At 47.2% G+C, this 16,344-nt stretch carries 13 protein-coding genes; 1 reads left to right on the top strand and 12 read right to left on the bottom strand.

The genetic code is table 11. The annotated features are described in order from the left end of the window. Positions 1–56: 56 nt before the first annotated feature. From BUA83_RS06895 to BUA83_RS12550, 9 genes are all read right to left on the bottom strand, one after another. Positions 57–410: a CGGC domain-containing protein gene (locus BUA83_RS06895; RefSeq protein WP_072935478.1), complete on the bottom strand. Its 354-nt coding sequence runs from the start codon at positions 408–410 to the stop codon at positions 57–59. Between the two features lie 214 nt (positions 411–624). Beyond that, positions 625–2,325 (bottom strand): M48 family metallopeptidase, encoded by a 1,701-nt coding sequence (locus BUA83_RS06890; protein WP_072935477.1) that lies wholly within the window; start codon positions 2,323–2,325, stop codon positions 625–627. A 185-nt stretch (positions 2,326–2,510) separates the two neighbouring features. Next, the gene (gene gdhA, locus BUA83_RS06885) at positions 2,511–3,857 is read right to left on the bottom strand and encodes an NADP-specific glutamate dehydrogenase (protein WP_072935476.1); all 1,347 of its coding nucleotides are present in this window, start codon (positions 3,855–3,857) and stop codon (positions 2,511–2,513) included. Between the two features lie 449 nt (positions 3,858–4,306). Then, on the bottom strand, positions 4,307–5,086 hold the full coding sequence (locus BUA83_RS06880; protein ID WP_072935475.1) for a DpnI domain-containing protein: 780 nt from the start codon (positions 5,084–5,086) through the stop codon (positions 4,307–4,309). A 263-nt stretch (positions 5,087–5,349) separates the two neighbouring features. Beyond that, entirely contained in the window at positions 5,350–5,634 is a 285-nt protein-coding gene (locus tag BUA83_RS06875; protein WP_072935474.1) for a helix-turn-helix domain-containing protein, read from the bottom strand. Continuing rightward, positions 5,627–5,992 (bottom strand): type II toxin-antitoxin system RelE/ParE family toxin, encoded by a 366-nt coding sequence (locus tag BUA83_RS06870; RefSeq protein ID WP_072935473.1) that lies wholly within the window; start codon positions 5,990–5,992, stop codon positions 5,627–5,629. Before BUA83_RS06870 ends, BUA83_RS06875 begins: the two co-directional genes overlap by 8 nt. A 95-nt stretch (positions 5,993–6,087) precedes the next feature. After that, a complete protein-coding gene (locus BUA83_RS06865; RefSeq protein WP_072935472.1) occupies positions 6,088–6,459 on the bottom strand; it encodes a hypothetical protein in 372 nt (123 codons plus the stop codon). A 198-nt stretch (positions 6,460–6,657) separates the two neighbouring features. After that, the gene (locus tag BUA83_RS06860) at positions 6,658–8,613 is read right to left on the bottom strand and encodes a M48 family metalloprotease (RefSeq protein WP_072935471.1); all 1,956 of its coding nucleotides are present in this window, start codon (positions 8,611–8,613) and stop codon (positions 6,658–6,660) included. Between the two features lie 88 nt (positions 8,614–8,701). After that, entirely contained in the window at positions 8,702–8,842 is a 141-nt protein-coding gene (locus tag BUA83_RS12550; RefSeq protein WP_159430487.1) for a hypothetical protein, read from the bottom strand. A gap of 200 nt (positions 8,843–9,042) precedes the next feature. Here BUA83_RS12550 and BUA83_RS06855 point away from each other — a divergent pair, with 200 nt between their 5' ends. Continuing rightward, on the top strand, positions 9,043–10,422 hold the full coding sequence (locus BUA83_RS06855) for an ATP-binding protein (RefSeq protein WP_072935470.1): 1,380 nt from the start codon (positions 9,043–9,045) through the stop codon (positions 10,420–10,422). 70 nt (positions 10,423–10,492) lie between these two features. On the opposite strand, the gene BUA83_RS06850 is transcribed toward BUA83_RS06855, so the two are convergent. The 3 genes from BUA83_RS06850 to BUA83_RS06840 form a co-directional block, all read right to left on the bottom strand. Further along, positions 10,493–13,567, bottom strand: coding sequence for an efflux RND transporter permease subunit (locus tag BUA83_RS06850; protein ID WP_072935469.1), 3,075 nt, complete (start codon positions 13,565–13,567; stop codon positions 10,493–10,495). Next, positions 13,564–14,688 carry an efflux RND transporter periplasmic adaptor subunit gene (locus BUA83_RS06845; protein ID WP_072935468.1) on the bottom strand — a complete coding sequence of 375 codons (1,125 nt, stop codon included), beginning with the start codon at positions 14,686–14,688 and terminating at the stop codon, positions 13,564–13,566. The genes BUA83_RS06850 and BUA83_RS06845 overlap by 4 nt, the downstream gene beginning before the upstream one ends. A 125-nt stretch (positions 14,689–14,813) precedes the next feature. Next, the gene (locus BUA83_RS06840; protein ID WP_072935467.1) at positions 14,814–16,100 is read right to left on the bottom strand and encodes an adenylosuccinate synthase; all 1,287 of its coding nucleotides are present in this window, start codon (positions 16,098–16,100) and stop codon (positions 14,814–14,816) included. Positions 16,101–16,344 lie beyond the last annotated feature (244 nt).

The following is a 16,344-nucleotide window of genomic DNA, read 5'->3' as shown; positions in this document are numbered from 1 at the left end:
AAAAAGGGCTGTGAAAAATACCTTCGCATTTTTCACAGCCTCTTTTCAAATCAATATTAACTTGCTTTATGTGTTCTGTGCGTTCCGCGTACAGTCTCAATGCCCATTTCGTTGAACTTCTCGCCCAAACGAGTAATGAACTTGCATTCCTTGCCGTTATGAATCGTGCAGGCACCGAAATGCACAACCTCTACGCCGATATCCTTCAGACGGTCTATCTTCTTCGCGAGGTTTTCGTCATTATCCCAATCGTGGCCGCAGTCATTGCAGCGCACAAAAGCCATCAGCTCTGCGCCCTCCTCTGCATACCGCTCAAAAGCAGCTTCCTTGTTATTAAATGCCTTAAAGCACCCGGAGCTTGTACAGCGTTCATTGGCCATGACGCAGTTAAAAATAGCAATCTTTTTCATACAACATCTTCCTCCTGACAAAATATAACCAGTTGTCTTTCAAAAAATAACACACCCCATCTGCACCGTCAAGTGCACAGCAAATTAAAAATCAAGGCCAATTATTAATAATCTATTATTATTGCCAGTGTGGCTATGCATAATCATGTTTTATCCTAATAACAACGAAAACGCCTTTCCCGAAGGAAAGGCGTCATTTAATCAGCTGCCGTAATCAGTTGCTGTATTTCTGTTCTACGCGTTCTTTTTCTTCCTTAATCGCCATGCGGTAATGCTCAGGAACAGCGTTTATATCATCAGGTGCAACGGAAATGTACTGAGCAAAAGCGCGCTGTGCCTTTGCCTCGTCGCCCATCTGGTCGAAAATCTTACCCTTGAGCCAGTACTCGTCGTTATATCTGCCTGGCGCGTTTTTGTCGAGGAAAGCGCAGGCTGCGAGAGCTCCTTCTACATCACCGAGAGCGTTGCAGGCATAACCGAGTCGCAGATGGTTCCAGTTATTCATCGGGTCAATGGCGATAGCCTTTTTATGCTCCTCTGCGGATGCGGCATAATTGCCCTCCTGGTAATGTGCCCAGCCAAGCTCGCCATGAGCGAATGCGCTGTTAGGGTCTACAGCCAGGAGACGGTTTGCCTCATGAACAGCCAGCTTCGTAAGTCCGAGTGCATTATAGGTGTCGGACTTATGCTGATATGTAGCGATATTTTCGTCCGATTTTTTCAGAGCCTTCTGCTGCTCCTTTTTAATATCATCACGGCGTTCCTTTTCCTCGGCAAGATACTTCTCACGGTTTCCTGTCTTCGCGTCGCTCTTGTAAGCTGCCTCAACAAGCTGCTGCAGGAGCCCTTCAACACCTGCCTCACGAACAGCCTCCTTCAGCGGACGATATACCTCATCATCATTCAGATAGCTGATTGTATTGCCGGTCTGCTTGAAGAACCATGTGGAAGCAAGACGGTTGTCATGGAAGCCCTTTGAGATGCCGCCGGCAACAAAATAAGCACGCTCAACACCGCTCAGCGTATCGTCTGCCTGCATAGTAACGAGCGGCGTGCCGTCGATAAGCACCGTAGTACCGTCAACAGTTACATGTCCGAAGCCGTAATCCGACATCCATTTAGCGCCGCGGGTAAGACGGGTTCTCGTCTCAGGATGATTATCCGGATTCAAGAGGGATTCACCCGGGCTGTCCGGCATACGGGAAACCATTGCAGGGAAGCCGCCGGGATTAAAGCCGGCAGATGCCATGAGGTAGAAGCCCATCTCGTCAGCTTCATTCTCCGACGGAGCGGTGTAGTTCTTTGCCGCATTGTAGTTTGCCATAACCTGCAGGAGTGTTCCTGTCAGAATGTCCGTTGAACCCTGAAGAAGTGACACACCATACTGTGTAGCAATAGTCTTTGCGTTATCATATGCCACGTGCTGCTTGAGACCGTGAATCATCTCATGGGCAAGCACGCCTGCCAGCTCATCGCGGTTATAATTGAGCTGCTCAACAGCGCCGCGGTTTACACTGACATAATCCATGGCAGTACAGAAAGCATTGAATTCCTCACTGTTATTTACACGCCAGCGGAAAGGGAGAGAATCCGGCATCATCGCATACTCACCCTTGTTTATGAGCTGCTCCATAACGCTGGTGACAACGGCGTTCGTCTCCTCGTCATAGCAGCGGCCGTTGTCATCCATATCCTTCGTCAAAGCCGCATTCTGCTGACGAGGATCATTTCCCAGGGACAAAAGCGCGCTAAGATACTGGTTATATGTGTTGCTTATACCTATAACGCCACCGAGAATATTTCCCCAATCCTCAGCATGCGCCACAGGTGCAGCAGGGCCTGCCAGCATCGTCATCATAACGCCGCCGGCGGCAAAGGTCATCTGAATTTTCTTCCATAGTTGTTTCTTTGTCATACAATTTCCTCCATGATGCATTTCCATTGCGAAAGCATTTTTGTTTGTAATCTGAAAAACAGGTTACGACCATCTTCGAATACTATATCACTATATATGATAGAATAAAAGGCCTATTTTCATTCGAAAAAAGCGGCGGAGAAGTCAAAGCTCCCCGCCGCTTTTGTATGTCAATTTCTAAAAAATCACACCCAGCCCTGTGCGTGCATTGCCTCGGCAATCTTTGCAAAGCCTGCCATGTTCGCACCTGCAAGAAGATTTCCCTTGCAGCCGTATTTCTCTGCGCAGCCCTTTGCCTGAGCATAGATGTTGTCCATGATTCCCTTGAGACGATGGTCCACTTCCTCAAATGTCCAGGAAAGACGCTCGCTGTTCTGGGACATCTCAAGGGCGGATACGGAAACACCGCCTGCGTTTGCAGCCTTTGCCGGGGCAAAGAGGACACCGTTACTCTGCAGATACTCGATAGCATCCAGCGTAGACGGCATATTCGCACCCTCGCCTACAGCCTTTACGCCGTTGGCAACAAGAGTCTTTGCGCTCTCGAGGTCAAGCTCATTCTGTGTAGCACACGGAAGAGCAATATCGCATTTGACAGTCCATACACCCTTGCAGCCCTCATGGTACTCTGCCTTCGGATGCTTCTCAACGTACTCCTTGATACGTCCGCGGCGGACTTCCTTGATATCCTTAACAAGGTCGAGGTCGATGCCCTCAGGGTCGTAAACATATCCGTTGGAGTCAGAGCAGGTGACGACCTTCGCGCCCATCTGCTGAGCCTTTTCAATAGCATAGGTCGCAACGTTTCCTGCACCGGAAACAGCAACCGTCTTGCCCTTGATATCAATATTGTTGTCATCAAGCATATCCTTGACGAAATAGAGAAGACCGTAGCCCGTAGCCTCTGTACGTGCAAGGCTTCCGCCGAAGGTAAGGCCCTTACCCGTGAGAACACCCTCATAGGTGTCGCGGATGCGCTTGTACTGACCGAAAAGATAACCAATCTCGCGGCCGCCGACACCGATATCACCTGCCGGTACATCTGTATCTGCGCCGATATGGCGGTAAAGCTCCGTCATGAAGCTCTGGCAGAAGCGCATAACCTCGCCGTCGGATTTGCCCTTCGGGTCGAAATCAGAGCCGCCCTTGCCGCCGCCGATAGGAAGTCCCGAGAGAGCATTCTTGAGAACCTGCTCTGTTGCCAGGAACTTCAGAATGCTGAGGTTAACGCTGGGATGGAAACGCAGGCCGCCCTTGTAAGGTCCGATAGCGCTGCTCATCTGAACGCGGAAGCCGCGGTTCACCTGCAGGTCGCCGTTATCATCAACCCATGGCACACGGAAAATGACTGTACGCTCCGGCTCAAGGAAACGCTCCAGAAGTCTGTCCTTCTGATATTCAGGATGTGCCTCAAGCACAGGAATGATAGATGTCAAAATTTCTTTTGCCGTATTATGAAATTCCTTCTGGTCAGGATCTCTTTTAACAATTTCATCCAAAACCTGCTGAACGTACGCTTTCATGTCTGCCATGCTAATCTCTCCTTTAATTATGCCATCTATATCGTTTCGGCTTAAATAGTATACCGCGTAGTAATACTAAATACAATGCTCCTTTGGAGAAATACTGTATACATACAAAAGTTGTAAATTTACACCCGAAAGCATATGTTTTCGCATAAAAGTTTACAATTTTTCGACAATTTTTCAAATCAGGCAAAATATAAGGAAAGCGGCTCCTTCCATCACGAAAGAGCCGCCTTTTGAATTATTGTGAGCCGTAAGCATGTACGTCCAATTTCATATTCACTGTTATAACGCCTTCGTTCCAGTTTTGCCGAAGGCAAAACTTACTCTATCAGCGTTTTGCCAATGGCACTAGCTTCGCGTCGCGCGAGGCGGGAGATATGCTCGCCGCCTGTTATTTGCCCCAGCCCCCACTTACAGAAGTGGGGGACATCTTTTGCCGAGTTATAATATTTTCAACTACATCTTTCTGTAATTCGATACTTTCCTCTCCCCAGAAATTCTACGAATCCTTTATCGCGTAAAACTTGCAATTGCTGACGAATTTTAGGATGAACATTATGGTTGTCTTGATGCCTTTCCTGTAAATAATCAGTAAATTTATATACATCACTAAGCGCAAAATATTCCGTACCAATTTGATTTAAGCAATAGAGAACATCCATAAGCCAGCCTCTCTCTTTGATTCTATCAGTTGCAAGCGATCCAGTTACTGAAACTTTTTCTCGAACTTTTGCAGGATCAAGTATCACTCTTTTGCTAATCACAGCAATTTTCCCCTGCGCAGGAATGTTTTTCCATGCAATATTACATCCAGTCCATCCTGCTCTCCGTGCATTTGCTGAAAGAGGTTTTCTTTTCATTATAATCTCCGACGTGAAAAAATATTTCGGTATAACCCAAAGGTTTTCCACCACGTATTCAGCGCGATTATATTCCATGACAAAAAGATGTGGATTATTATCATCGGCAAGTCGCGCCATCATCGTATCATATGCACCATCAGATATTATTCCGCCAAATCTCCCGTTGTGACTTTTTAATTCGAAAATGCTATGACAACCAGGACAAGTCAAATCTGCCACAGGGCGATTGTTCTTCAGCGACTCTAAATGAGGCGCTCCGCAAATAACACAGTACATATTGTCAGCAGCCCATGTTTCGGTTATCACTCTGGCCTGTTGTTGCGGACTATGATACTGCATTCCCAACGCAGCATCCATTTGTATATTCATAACATTCATCCCCTTGTTCCGGTACTTATAAATATACTATTTATGTTATCGTTCCACAAAACCGGTAATATTTTATTCCTGATCTAGAACAATAGTAATATCATTCCTACCATAGAGCAAACCATTTTTACAAATTTTTACATTCCAATGCAAAAATAAAAATGCGTTACAAGCTTGTATTTAACAGTGTAACGCATTTCTTGTTATTCATTCTTTTTTGCATCTGTTTCTCATACTTTTCAAGTTCAAAATATTTCATGCAATCATTCCAGTGAAAAACTGATTTTTTTCCCCAAAGAAGCTGCTGCCCGTATCAAAAAATCTAATGATGGATTATATGTGCCGCTCTCAAAACGACTGATATTGGATTTTTTTGTACCCATGCGTTCAGCCATCTCTGCCTGCGTTATTTTCTGCTCATTCCTGGCATGGATAATCTGCGCAATAAGCTCATATCTCGGTTTCAGGCGCTCATACTCAGCCTTATATTCCGAATCTTCATTAAGCATCATATCAATTTCTGCCGAACTAATGCCTGCTCTACGCATCTTCCATTCTCCTCTCGTAGTCACGCTTATATCGCATGGCTCTTTCAATTTCAACTTGTGGTGTTTTTTGAGTTTTCTTTTTTATTCCATGCAATAGAACAAATTTTCCGCCAGTAAAAGTAAAATAAAATACCCTCGTTATATCAGAGGCAAATTTAACTCTCAATTCCCACAAACCCTTATATTTTTCGCCTTTAACAGAATTTACATACGGCTCTCGAAGCTCTGTTCCACACCGTTCCAGCAACCCGATCATGCTTCTAACTTTTGCCCGCATCTTCGGTTCTAACGTCTGTAAAAAATCATAAACGGGAATTTCACCATTTTCTTTCATGTAGTACTCTATTTCCCACTTCATAAAATCTCCTCAAACTAATGTTATCATATTTGATAACATTCTGCAATTTATGCGCAAAACATTTCCATACACTACCATGCAGAGACAAAACAACATTAACATTTTCGTTTTTCAACAACAGCAGTTAGCGCTTGCTCCAATGACTTCCAATTGAACCCTGTGTTTTTATCGACATGCTCCTTCATGAAGACCAATGCCTTACGTTTTTCATCTTCCGTGATGTTCAAGGACATCCAATGAGGTTGTTTTTTTACATACTCATCAACATCATCAACAGACCACTTATCGCATACCGAATAGGGCCATCCCTTAACGTATACGTTTTCCTCTTTCATATCCTCCGGAAGCATTATGAACTGGCCTTTATCGGATTTCTTTATAGCTGACATTAACGCATCCTGCCATTTATCTGATTCCACGACAATATCCTTTGCGTACACTTCCTCAATTTCAATACAAAATTTCATTTTCTAAGCCTCCTTGACTTACATTATTAAGTCCGTACACGGACTTAATTGAAGAAATAATTTCCCAATAGCCTCAAAGCATTAGAACATATTTTCTATTATACACCAGCTAAATATTTTTTCAACACAAAAACACTGCGCACAAAATTTTCTTGTACGCAGTGTTTTGCTTTACAGTCGCTTCAATTATGCAAATTCTTACTTGACCGTGTTTCCTGATTTATTACTATTTTCCGCATTTTTCGAATCAACAGGGGCAGCCGTCTTTTCTTTCTTGTCGCTGCCCTTATCAGATTCCTTTGCTGCCTTGGCATCCTCAGCCTTCGCGTCCTTTTTCTTTGCCGCTTCTTTTTCTTCCTTTTTCTTTTTCTCGGCTTCGGCTTCCTTCTTTTCCTTTTCAGCCTTTGCCTTTTCCTTTTGGATTTCTTCCCAGGTCTTCGGAGCCAGCTCCTTCAGGTATTCATCCGGAAGGTCTCTTGCGTCCTTATTGAGCTTGAGGTACTCCGTGTAGTCCTTTTTCGCGGCTTCCTTATCGCCAAGCTCGTCCTCTATGTCACCTGCCATATGGTACGCCGCCATGTTTTTTTCGTCGCAGTCTATGGCACGGCGGATGTCCGCCATGGCTTCGTCGGTATTTCCCTGAGCGCGCCATACCTCTGCCCGGTTCAGGTATGCGTATGCGAATTTAGGATCGAGTTCTACGGCGTGATTGCAATCCTCCATTGCGTTTTCAAAGTTCCCCAGGAGTGCATTTGCTCTTCCGCGTACCGCATAGAGTCCCGACTGCTGACGTATGGTCGTAACGCAGCCGAACATTCTCTCAGCTTCTTTTATGGCAAGCTCCGGGCGGTAGCAGTCGTTGTACCAGTCCGCGTTGTTATAGAGGCGCTCCACAAGGTTTGTGGATGCAGCCGCATTTTTTTCTTTTCGTTCCTTCCATTTGAGGGAGCGGTTTGCCGCATCAGTTATCATTTTGATACGGGCTCCGCTGTGACCTTCATGGCTGTATGCCGCCCTTACCAGACGTTCGAGAACGCCGTCCATGTTTGCCGCGGCTACAGCATCCTTCAGAGGTTCGTAAATACGGTTGTCATCAAGGTAATCCACACGTCCGTTCATGCCCGCGCGGAAATTCCAGCCGTCCGCGGAATGGTATTCGTGGAACGCAGCAGCCAGTCCTCCTGCTATGAGATATGCGTTTTCCTTTGAGTTGTCGTAAAGCTCTGTCGTGTATTTCGCCTTCAGAAGCCTTACTCCGTCGATGTAGATTTCATTGCCTTTTTCTACAGTCACATGCCCGCAGCTGTAGGCAGTCATCATCTGTGCAAGCTTTGCCTCGCGTTTGTCGGTATCAGGGTGGTCATAGGCCTCCATGCCGTAGCTTCTGTCGAAGGTCTCCGGGTGCTGGCTGAGGTAGAGCATCCTGGACATTGCCGCCGCAGAGCCGCCGGGGTTAAAGCCTGCGCTTGCCGCAAGGTAAAAGCCTCCCTCGTCGGCCTCGTACTCAACAGGCAGGATGATATTTTTTGCAACAGAGTAATCCGCAAGAACCGAGGCCACTCTGCCGTCTGCCGCTCCTGTTACCATGCTCAAAAACTGAATACCGAAGGACTGTGCCGCCGCTCTGGCATAGGTATACGCGGCATGGAGCTTCAGTCCGTGTGTCATTTCATGGGCAAGAACACCTGCGATTTCGTCGGTGTCACGGCCAAGTCCACGGATAAGTCCGCTGTTTATTGTCACCATGTTCGTAGGAAAGCATGCGGCGTTAAATTCGTTGCTTGCATTCACACGCCAGCGGAACGGAAGTGAGCGTATATCCAGTACATAGTCGCCGCGCTCCACCAGCTGATTCATGATGTTATTGGCAAGCTCCTGATCTATAGAGTTGGTGGAGATTCCGTTTTCTCTCGCGTCATAGATATCCGTCTGCTCCTGATATATGGAATTGTTTCCTGCGTCCATGACAGCGGAGAGGTAGCTGCCATACATAGCGCCTGTGCCGAGAAGTCCGAAAAGCGCCGCTATTGCGTCGCCGCTTTCCATCTCCGCACGGGATGCAACAGGTGCAGGGACATTCGGAAGCACAGGAACAACAGAAATCATCAAAGCCACAGCAGCTGCCGCACTGCGTTTCAGCCATTTCTTTATCATAGAGAGTTACCTCCTGTTACCACGGAAACAATGATTTTACGATTCCTATATATTGTAACAGATTTTTTAGGAAGCAGACAGACGTTGTTTAATGTGCCTGATGAGTCAGATTCTTTAGCTTCTCTGTCAAGAATTTCACTGCTTTTATCAGCAGCTTTGCATTGTTTGAATAATGCACCTCGTATTTTACCTTACGTGTTGATTTCCAGGTATTTACTTCCCACTTCATGAGCATGCACTTCTTTCTTTTCGATTTTGTAAAGCTCATACAGCATAGATGATTTTTCTCATTTTTTTCTGAAAAAGACGGCCTTATTTTTGTTGGACAAAACCGACTCGGTCGAATCCGAGTAAAACTTTACAAAATACTTTATAAGATGTATGATGAATTTAACTCGAACAGAACCGAGTCGGAAGGAGTCGACTAAAATGAATTTTATCGGCCGCGAAAAGCAGCTAAAACAATTAGCAAGCGCACTGAATATGGATAAATTGAACACGACACTTATATACGGGCGCAGACGCGTCGGAAAAAGCGAATTGGTTAAACAGGCAGTGCAAAAGACCGATGCAAAGATTATTTACTATGAGTGCCGCCAGATAGCAGAAGCAAGCAATGTAAAAAATATATGCAGCATAGTTTCGGATATTTTTAATCTGCCCAAACTCGGTTTTACTTCTGCGGAGGAAATTTTCGAGTATATTTTTCAGCTTTCGGAAAAAGAAAAGGTTACATTCATTCTGGATGAATATCCATATCTGCGGGAAACTGTCAAAGGAATAGACAGCATTTTGCAGGCATTGATTGACAATTATAAAGGCAAAGCAAAGCTGTCCCTGATACTTTTGGGCTCCTTCATGGATATTATGAAATCATTGCTTGCCGTCTCCAATCCGCTGTATGGCCGAGTAGATTTAACTATTGAACTTAAGCAGATGGACTATTATGAATCTGCTCTGTTCTATCCAAACTTTTCAGATGAAGACAAAGTAAGAATCTATTCTGTTTTTGGCGGAATTCCTTACTACAACCAGCTGATAGATGATAAACAATCTGTTAAGGAAAACATCCTGAGGCTGATTGCTGCTCCGGGGTCACGTCTGGAAAACGAAGTATCAATGTATTTGAACTCCGAAATATCCAAGATGGCAAATGCCAACGAAGTGTTTGCCGCGCTGGCGCAGAATTATTCGAAGTACAGCGATATACTGGCACAGTCGCATGTGTCCAGCGGTCCGACATTAGCGGATGTTCTGGATCGGCTTATCCGCATGGATGTTGTTGAAAGAACCGCGCCAATAAACGACGAAGGAAACAAGAAAAAAGCCGGGTATCATATAAGCGACAATCTGTCTTTGTTTTATTTCAGATACATCTTTCGATATTTATCTCAGCAGAAAATAATGGATGAAGATGTATTCTATGAGAAATATATCAGCAAGGATTTTGAAGAATGGTATGTGCCACACAGATTTGAACAGATATGCAGACAATATCTGATACGTCAGAATAAGCTTGGAAACATAACACCGCCGGCTGAAAAAATCGGCAAATACTATTATGATGACCCGAAAAACCACACAAACGGAGAATTTGACGTGGTTACATACGACGAAAATGGTTATGTGTTCTATGAAGTGAAATTCAGGAAAAAGCCGGTTACCAATCAAATGATTGATCAAGAAATCGAGCAGATTAATAAAACAGGACTGCGCTGTTATAAGTATGTATTTATATCACGCTCCGGATTTGAAGCGAAAGAAACGGATGAAGTGAAACTTATACAGCTTAAAGAATTGTTTTCATAAGACAAGATAAAAATTCCGTGGGTGCTCTAATCTCCCACGGAATTTTTCTTTTTATGTAATTTTTCTCGTCTTACGCCGTTTTCTGTGCTTTTCGTTTTTCCTTCCATTCCTCAGTGAGAATGTAGATAAGAGGAACGACGACGAGAGTCAGAAGCGTTGATGTGGTCAGTCCGCCTATGAGGACTACACCCATTGACTGACGAAGCTCAGCGCCCGCGCCTATGCCAAGGGCAATCGGCAGCATACCGAGCATTGTGGAGAGCGTCGTCATGATAATCGGACGGAGACGCAGTGAGCATGCCTCCAGCACCGCTTCACGAATTTCCATACCGCGCTCTCTCGCCTGATTGGCGTAGTCGATAAGCAGGATAGCGTTCTTCGTAACAAGACCGAGAAGCATGGTAAATCCGATGAGGGACATCATGTTGGCAGTCTGGTTCGCAACAAGAAGGCCGAGCACCGCGCCGATTACGGCGAAGGGCAGACTCATCATTATGACGAAGGGCTGGGAGTAGCTTTCAAATTCTGCCGCCAGCACCATGTAGATAAGTACTATGGCCAGAACAACAGCCTTTACTACCTCGCTGAAAACACGGTTCATCATATCCGCGTCACCAATCATCTTATATCTGTAGCCGATATCCATGTTCAGCTCAGGAATGAGCTTTTCCTGTGTTGTCTTGAGAAGCTCGCCCGGTGATACGCCTGTGGCATTCGCGTATACAGCCACCTGGCGCTGACGGCCTTCGCGGTCGATACGCTGCGGACCTGAACCCATGGAGACCTCAGCTATATCGCCAAGACGTATGTATTCTCCGGAATCTGTGGATACCTGAAGGTTCGCAACGTCCTGCAGCGTCCGTCTGTCGCCTTTATCAAGCTGCATTATGATATCGTAGTCGTTGTTTCCGATGGTATAGGAATTTCCTGTTTTCTTTCCCTGAAATGCGTACTGCACGACACGTCCGACGTTTGTGTTGTCCAGTCCGAGCTGGCTTGCCTTCGTCTGATTCAGTCTAATGAGAATTTCAGGCTCAGGATCGCTTCCTATGACCTCAACATCTGTTGCGCCCGGGGTATGACGGAGTTTTTCAGCCAAATCCTCCGCGTACTGATTCAATTTTTTTATATCGCTGCCTCGAATACCTATCTGTACCGGACGCGGGTCGCTGCGTGCGCCCTGGTTGGTGACGACGCCAACCTTCATGACTCCCACATCGGCAAAGTCCCTGCGAAGCTCCGCCATAATATCCAGCATTCCGCGGTCTCTATCCTCCATAGGCTTCAGCTTCACGCGGATACTTCCTTCGTTTACGGAGGTACGGACCCCGCCCAGGTGCATTTCCTCTACGTCAAGCTCAGGCAGTGCCTGAACCGTTTCTTCAAGGGGCTTCGCCCAGCGTGCCATCTGTTCAAGACTTGTCCCCGCAGGACCTTTGATGTTAACCGTAAATTCGCCCGAATCATAGGTCGGCTGCAGCTCAGTTCCGAGAAACGGCAGCAGAAGCAGATTGAAAAACAATGTGATAAGCGAACCGACAATTATTTTTTTCGGATGCTTTATGGCAATCGCCATTATATCGTTGTACAGCTCCCGAAGCTTTTCAAAGCGTTCATTAAAGCCTTCAAGTATTCGTGATATGAATTTCGGACGGTTTGCGCTGCCCTCATTGAGCGGCTTCAGCCAGTACGCGGAAACCATCGGTGTCAGCGTATAGGCCGCCAATGTGGAGAACGCCAGTGCAAAGGCTACAGTAAGACCGAACTGCTTGAAATACTGTCCAACCGTCTCGCCCATGCTTCCAATCGGCACGAATACCGCAAGGAGTGACATGGATGTGGCAAGTATCGCCAGCATGAGTTCTTTGGTAGCGTCACTGGAGGCCTTGAACGGGTTCTTTCCCATTTCCATGTGTCGGAAGATATTCTCAACGAGAACGATAGCATCGTCGATAAGAAATCCTACAGCCAGCGACAGTCCCATGAGGGACATGTTGTTCAACGTGAAATCCATCTGCTTCATGAGATAGAATGTAGCTACGATGGAGGTCGGTATCGCGAGACCGCCTATGATGGTGGCGCGGATATCCCTGAGGAACATGTAGGTGATTGCAAGTGCCAGGAATCCGCCGAAAAGGATGGTATTCCATACGTCACCGATATTTTCACGCACGTATCTGGACTGGTCCATGACACGGTTCATTTTGATATCCGGCGGCAGGTCATTTTTTATGAGCTTGTCCACCGTCTCGTTTACGCGATCAATAACATCAACAGTGTTCGTTCTTGACTGCTTCCTGACCGCGAGGGTAACCGAGGGCACGCCGTTGGTACGGGAAAAGGATTCCGAGTCCACCCAGGCATCCTCTACATCTGCAACATCTACGAGCCGTATAGGACGTCCGTCAACATTTGCAACAAGGATGTTTTTGAAGTCGTCAACGCTGGTCAGCTTTCCTACAGTACGAACGGTAATGGTGTTGTTGTCGCTGCGGATTTTACCGCCCGGCGTGTTGAGGTTCGCGCTGTTGGTTTTCGCCAGCACTGTCTGCATGGAAATCCCGTACTTTTTCAGCTTATCGGGATTGATTGTTATTTTGATGGAACGGTTGCTTGCACCGTATACCGTGACATCAGCCACACCGTCCAGCATCTGCAGCTCATCGATTACAAGGTCGTTCAGAAGGCGGCGGATTTCTCCAGGACTTCTTGTTTCCGAAGAGAAGGAATACGTCGCTACAGGACGTGAGGACACGTCAAAACGCTGTACTACAGGCTCGTCGATATCGTCAGGCAGACGCTTGCGGACACCTGCAACCTTTTCGCGCACTTCGCTGGCCATCTGCCTCGGGTCAGTTCCCATTTCAAATTCAAGCATTGTCTGGGAATATCCCTCGCGGATGGTAGAGGTAATCGTCTTGATTCCCGATACCTGACTGATTCTGTTTTCTATGGGCTTCGTGACAAGAGTCTCCATTTCCTCAGGAGCCGTACCCTCGTAGGTGACGGTGACGGCAACCATAGGAAGCTCTATGTCCGGATAAAGGTCTACACCCAGTGTCGGATAGGATTTTATACCGAATACGACCAGTACAAGTATGAACATGGTCGTAAATACAGGGCGCCGGATAAACGTATCTATCATTTTTCTTCCGCTCCCCGTTCGGATATTTTAACTTTGGAGCCTTCGCGGACCTTATTCAGTCCGCCGGTGATGATGACATCCTGCTCAGTGACTCCATCGAGAACCTCTACGATATCGTCACCGATATAGCCTGTCTTTAATACCTTGCGGACGGCTATTCCGTCCTCAACAACATATACAGTACGCTGGTCATCGCGCATTACAATAGCCGAAAGAGGTACTGTCAGCACGTTTGTTTTCGGCAGCGCCGTCAAAATCGCATCCGCGTAAATACCGCCGCGAAGCTTTCCGTCTGCGTTATTCACCGTGACCTCCGCCTCGAAGGTACGGGACGGCTGCACCGCCACCGGGCTGATGCGTGTGATTGTCCCGACAACACGAAGATTATCCATAGACGGTATGACACATTCTACACGTCCGCCCACGGCTATGCTTGAGATAAAGCCCTCAGGCACGTCGATTTTGGCGCGCAGAACAGAGATGTCGGCTATGTTAAAGAGAGCCGTTCCAACCTTTGCGTAGTAGCCCTCCTGATAATAGCGCTTCTGCACGATACCGGCGCGCGGAGTCGTTACAGTAGTACCGCCCACCTTGGAGTCTGCGGCTGCCACGGAGCCTTCCGCGTTCGCCAGCTTACCAAGGGCATTGTCCAGCGCAAACTGGGCGTGCTCCAGCTCCTCTTCCGAAATTGCGCCCTTTTCGAAAAGATATTTTGCACGGTCATAGTCGTGCTGTGCCTTCTCTACTGTTGCCTGGGCATCAATATAGGAGCCGCGAGCCTGCATGAGGTTTGCGTTTGTATCCGTCTGCTCCAGTATAACAAGCGCCTGCCCTGCCGAGACCTTATCGCCTTCGTCAACAAGCACCTGCTCGATTCTTCCGTCTACCTTGGCTGCTACATCAGCCTGCCACACAGGCTCAAGCGTACCGGAAAATTTGTATTTCGGAGTTATTGTCTGACGGACAGGATTTCCTGCCGTCACCACAGCGCTCTTTCCACCGCCGCTGTTTTTCGCCTTTGCGTTTTTCTCAACTATATTCATCCCAACACGAAACGCAACAATAGCTACTATTACCCCCATTACTATTGCCAGAATCCGCATTCTCTTATCCTTAAACATTGGCCGGTGCCCCCTGTTGAAGATTAACTTGCTTTGTCCATTATATCATGCTAAATACCTATTTAATATAAATAAAACATAAAAAAACCGCCTGCTTTTGCAAGCAGACGGCTTTGAGTTTCGAATCAGAAAATATGCTCGTCCAGAACGATAGTCTGGTCACGGTTCGGTCCGACGGATACGATACCGAGCTTAATGCCGGTGACCTCTGCCATACGCTCGAGATATACGCGTGCTTCCTTCGGCAGATCCTCGTATTTGCGGATATCGCTGATGCTGGTTTTCCAGCCCTTGAAGGTCTCATAGACAGGCTCAACCTCAGCAAGCACCTTGAGGCTTGCAGGGATTTCGTTAAGAAGCTCTCCCTTATATTTGTAGCCTGTGCACATCTTGATTTCATCGAAACCATCGAGAATATCAAGACGGGTGATGGCCATGTGGGTGATGCCGGAGAGCATTCCCGCATAGCGGACAACGAAAGCATCCAGCCAGCCTGTACGGCGCGGACGGCCTGTGACAGTACCGAACTCATGCCCTGCTTCACGGAGCTTTTCGCCGATTTCATTAAGCTGCTCTGTCGGGAACGGACCTGCGCCGACGCGGGTGCAGTATGCCTTGACTACGCCGACAACAGTCTGCAGCTTGTTCGGTGCAACACCTGCGCCGATGCCGATACCGCCTGCAACAGGATGGGAGGATGTAACATACGGATATGTACCGTAGTCAACATCAAGCATGGTTGCCTGCGCGCCCTCGAAGAGAACCTTTTTGCCCTTTGCAAGCTCATCGTTAAGAAGAGCAATAGTGTCGCAGACATACGGACGGAGACGCTCAGCGTAGCCCTCGTATTCCTTGAGAATCGTATCGTAGTCGAGAGGCGCATGGTTGTACATACGCTCAAGCTCGATGTTCTTGACCGCAAGATTTTCCTTAAGGCGTTTTGCGAATTCTTCCTTGTCCATGAGATCGCAGACACGGATACCTACGCGCTTTGCCTTGTCCTGATAGCAGGGGCCGATGCCGCGCTTCGTCGTTCCTATTTTGCTGTTGCCGCGAAGCTCCTCGCTGAGCTCGTCGATGAGGCTGTGATACGGGAGAACAACATGGGCACGGTTCGACAGACGGATACCGCTGACATCAATGCCGCGTGCTGCCATAGCGTCCATTTCCTCAAGCATAACCTTCGGGTCTACGACAACGCCGTTGCCGATGACACAAAGCGTTCCTTTGTAAAGGATGCCGGACGGAAGAAGGCGGAGCTTGTATTCTTCGCCGTTTACCGCAACCGTGTGGCCTGCGTTGCTGCCGCCGCCATAGCGCACGACTGCCTCTGCCTGCTGTGCAAGATAATCAACAATCTTACCTTTACCCTCGTCGCCCCACTGGCTGCCCATTACTACTACTGCTGACATAATTCATTTCTCCTTAAAAAACATGTAAAGTGAAACTTATTCAGGGGAGTTTCAGACTCCCTTTGAATTTAGTTGAACTTATCCAGGGCTTTACAGGGGCTTAGCTCACACCTTGGTGGGGAGTTTTAGCACCTGTCAGCATCGGATAAAAAGTTAGAAAAGCGCCGTTGCCGGCGCTTTATCATATATCAGGAACTGCCGTCTGAAACCGGTCAATTTCCTAAGGAAACGACGAATAATTCAA

It is taken from the genome of Schwartzia succinivorans DSM 10502 (genome assembly GCF_900129225.1).
GTDB lineage: Bacteria > Bacillota > Negativicutes > Selenomonadales > Selenomonadaceae > Schwartzia > Schwartzia succinivorans.
The sequence above is the reverse complement of the archived record's forward strand: the minus strand, read 5'-3'. Positions and strand labels throughout refer to the sequence as shown.

What these genes read in the sequence shown, in the direction of transcription:
- BUA83_RS06880 (WP_072935475.1), bottom strand. Translation starts at nt 5,086, where the DNA reads ATGAATATACAAATGGATGCTGCGTTGGGAATGCAGTATCATAGTCCG.
- BUA83_RS06890 (WP_072935477.1), bottom strand. Translation starts at nt 2,325, where the DNA reads ATGACAAAGAAACAACTATGGAAGAAAATTCAGATGACCTTTGCCGCC.
- BUA83_RS06855 (WP_072935470.1), top strand. Translation starts at nt 9,043, where the DNA reads ATGAATTTTATCGGCCGCGAAAAGCAGCTAAAACAATTAGCAAGCGCA.
- BUA83_RS06870 (WP_072935473.1), bottom strand. Translation starts at nt 5,992, where the DNA reads ATGAAGTGGGAAATAGAGTACTACATGAAAGAAAATGGTGAAATTCCC.
- BUA83_RS06875 (WP_072935474.1), bottom strand. Translation starts at nt 5,634, where the DNA reads ATGCGTAGAGCAGGCATTAGTTCGGCAGAAATTGATATGATGCTTAAT.
- BUA83_RS06850 (WP_072935469.1), bottom strand. Translation starts at nt 13,567, where the DNA reads ATGATAGATACGTTTATCCGGCGCCCTGTATTTACGACCATGTTCATA.
- BUA83_RS06845 (WP_072935468.1), bottom strand. Translation starts at nt 14,688, where the DNA reads ATGTTTAAGGATAAGAGAATGCGGATTCTGGCAATAGTAATGGGGGTA.
- BUA83_RS06895 (WP_072935478.1), bottom strand. Translation starts at nt 410, where the DNA reads ATGAAAAAGATTGCTATTTTTAACTGCGTCATGGCCAATGAACGCTGT.
- gdhA (WP_072935476.1), bottom strand. Translation starts at nt 3,857, where the DNA reads ATGGCAGACATGAAAGCGTACGTTCAGCAGGTTTTGGATGAAATTGTT.
- BUA83_RS06865 (WP_072935472.1), bottom strand. Translation starts at nt 6,459, where the DNA reads ATGAAATTTTGTATTGAAATTGAGGAAGTGTACGCAAAGGATATTGTC.
- BUA83_RS12550 (WP_159430487.1), bottom strand. Translation starts at nt 8,842, where the DNA reads ATGAAGTGGGAAGTAAATACCTGGAAATCAACACGTAAGGTAAAATAC.
- BUA83_RS06840 (WP_072935467.1), bottom strand. Translation starts at nt 16,100, where the DNA reads ATGTCAGCAGTAGTAGTAATGGGCAGCCAGTGGGGCGACGAGGGTAAA.
- BUA83_RS06860 (WP_072935471.1), bottom strand. Translation starts at nt 8,613, where the DNA reads ATGATAAAGAAATGGCTGAAACGCAGTGCGGCAGCTGCTGTGGCTTTG.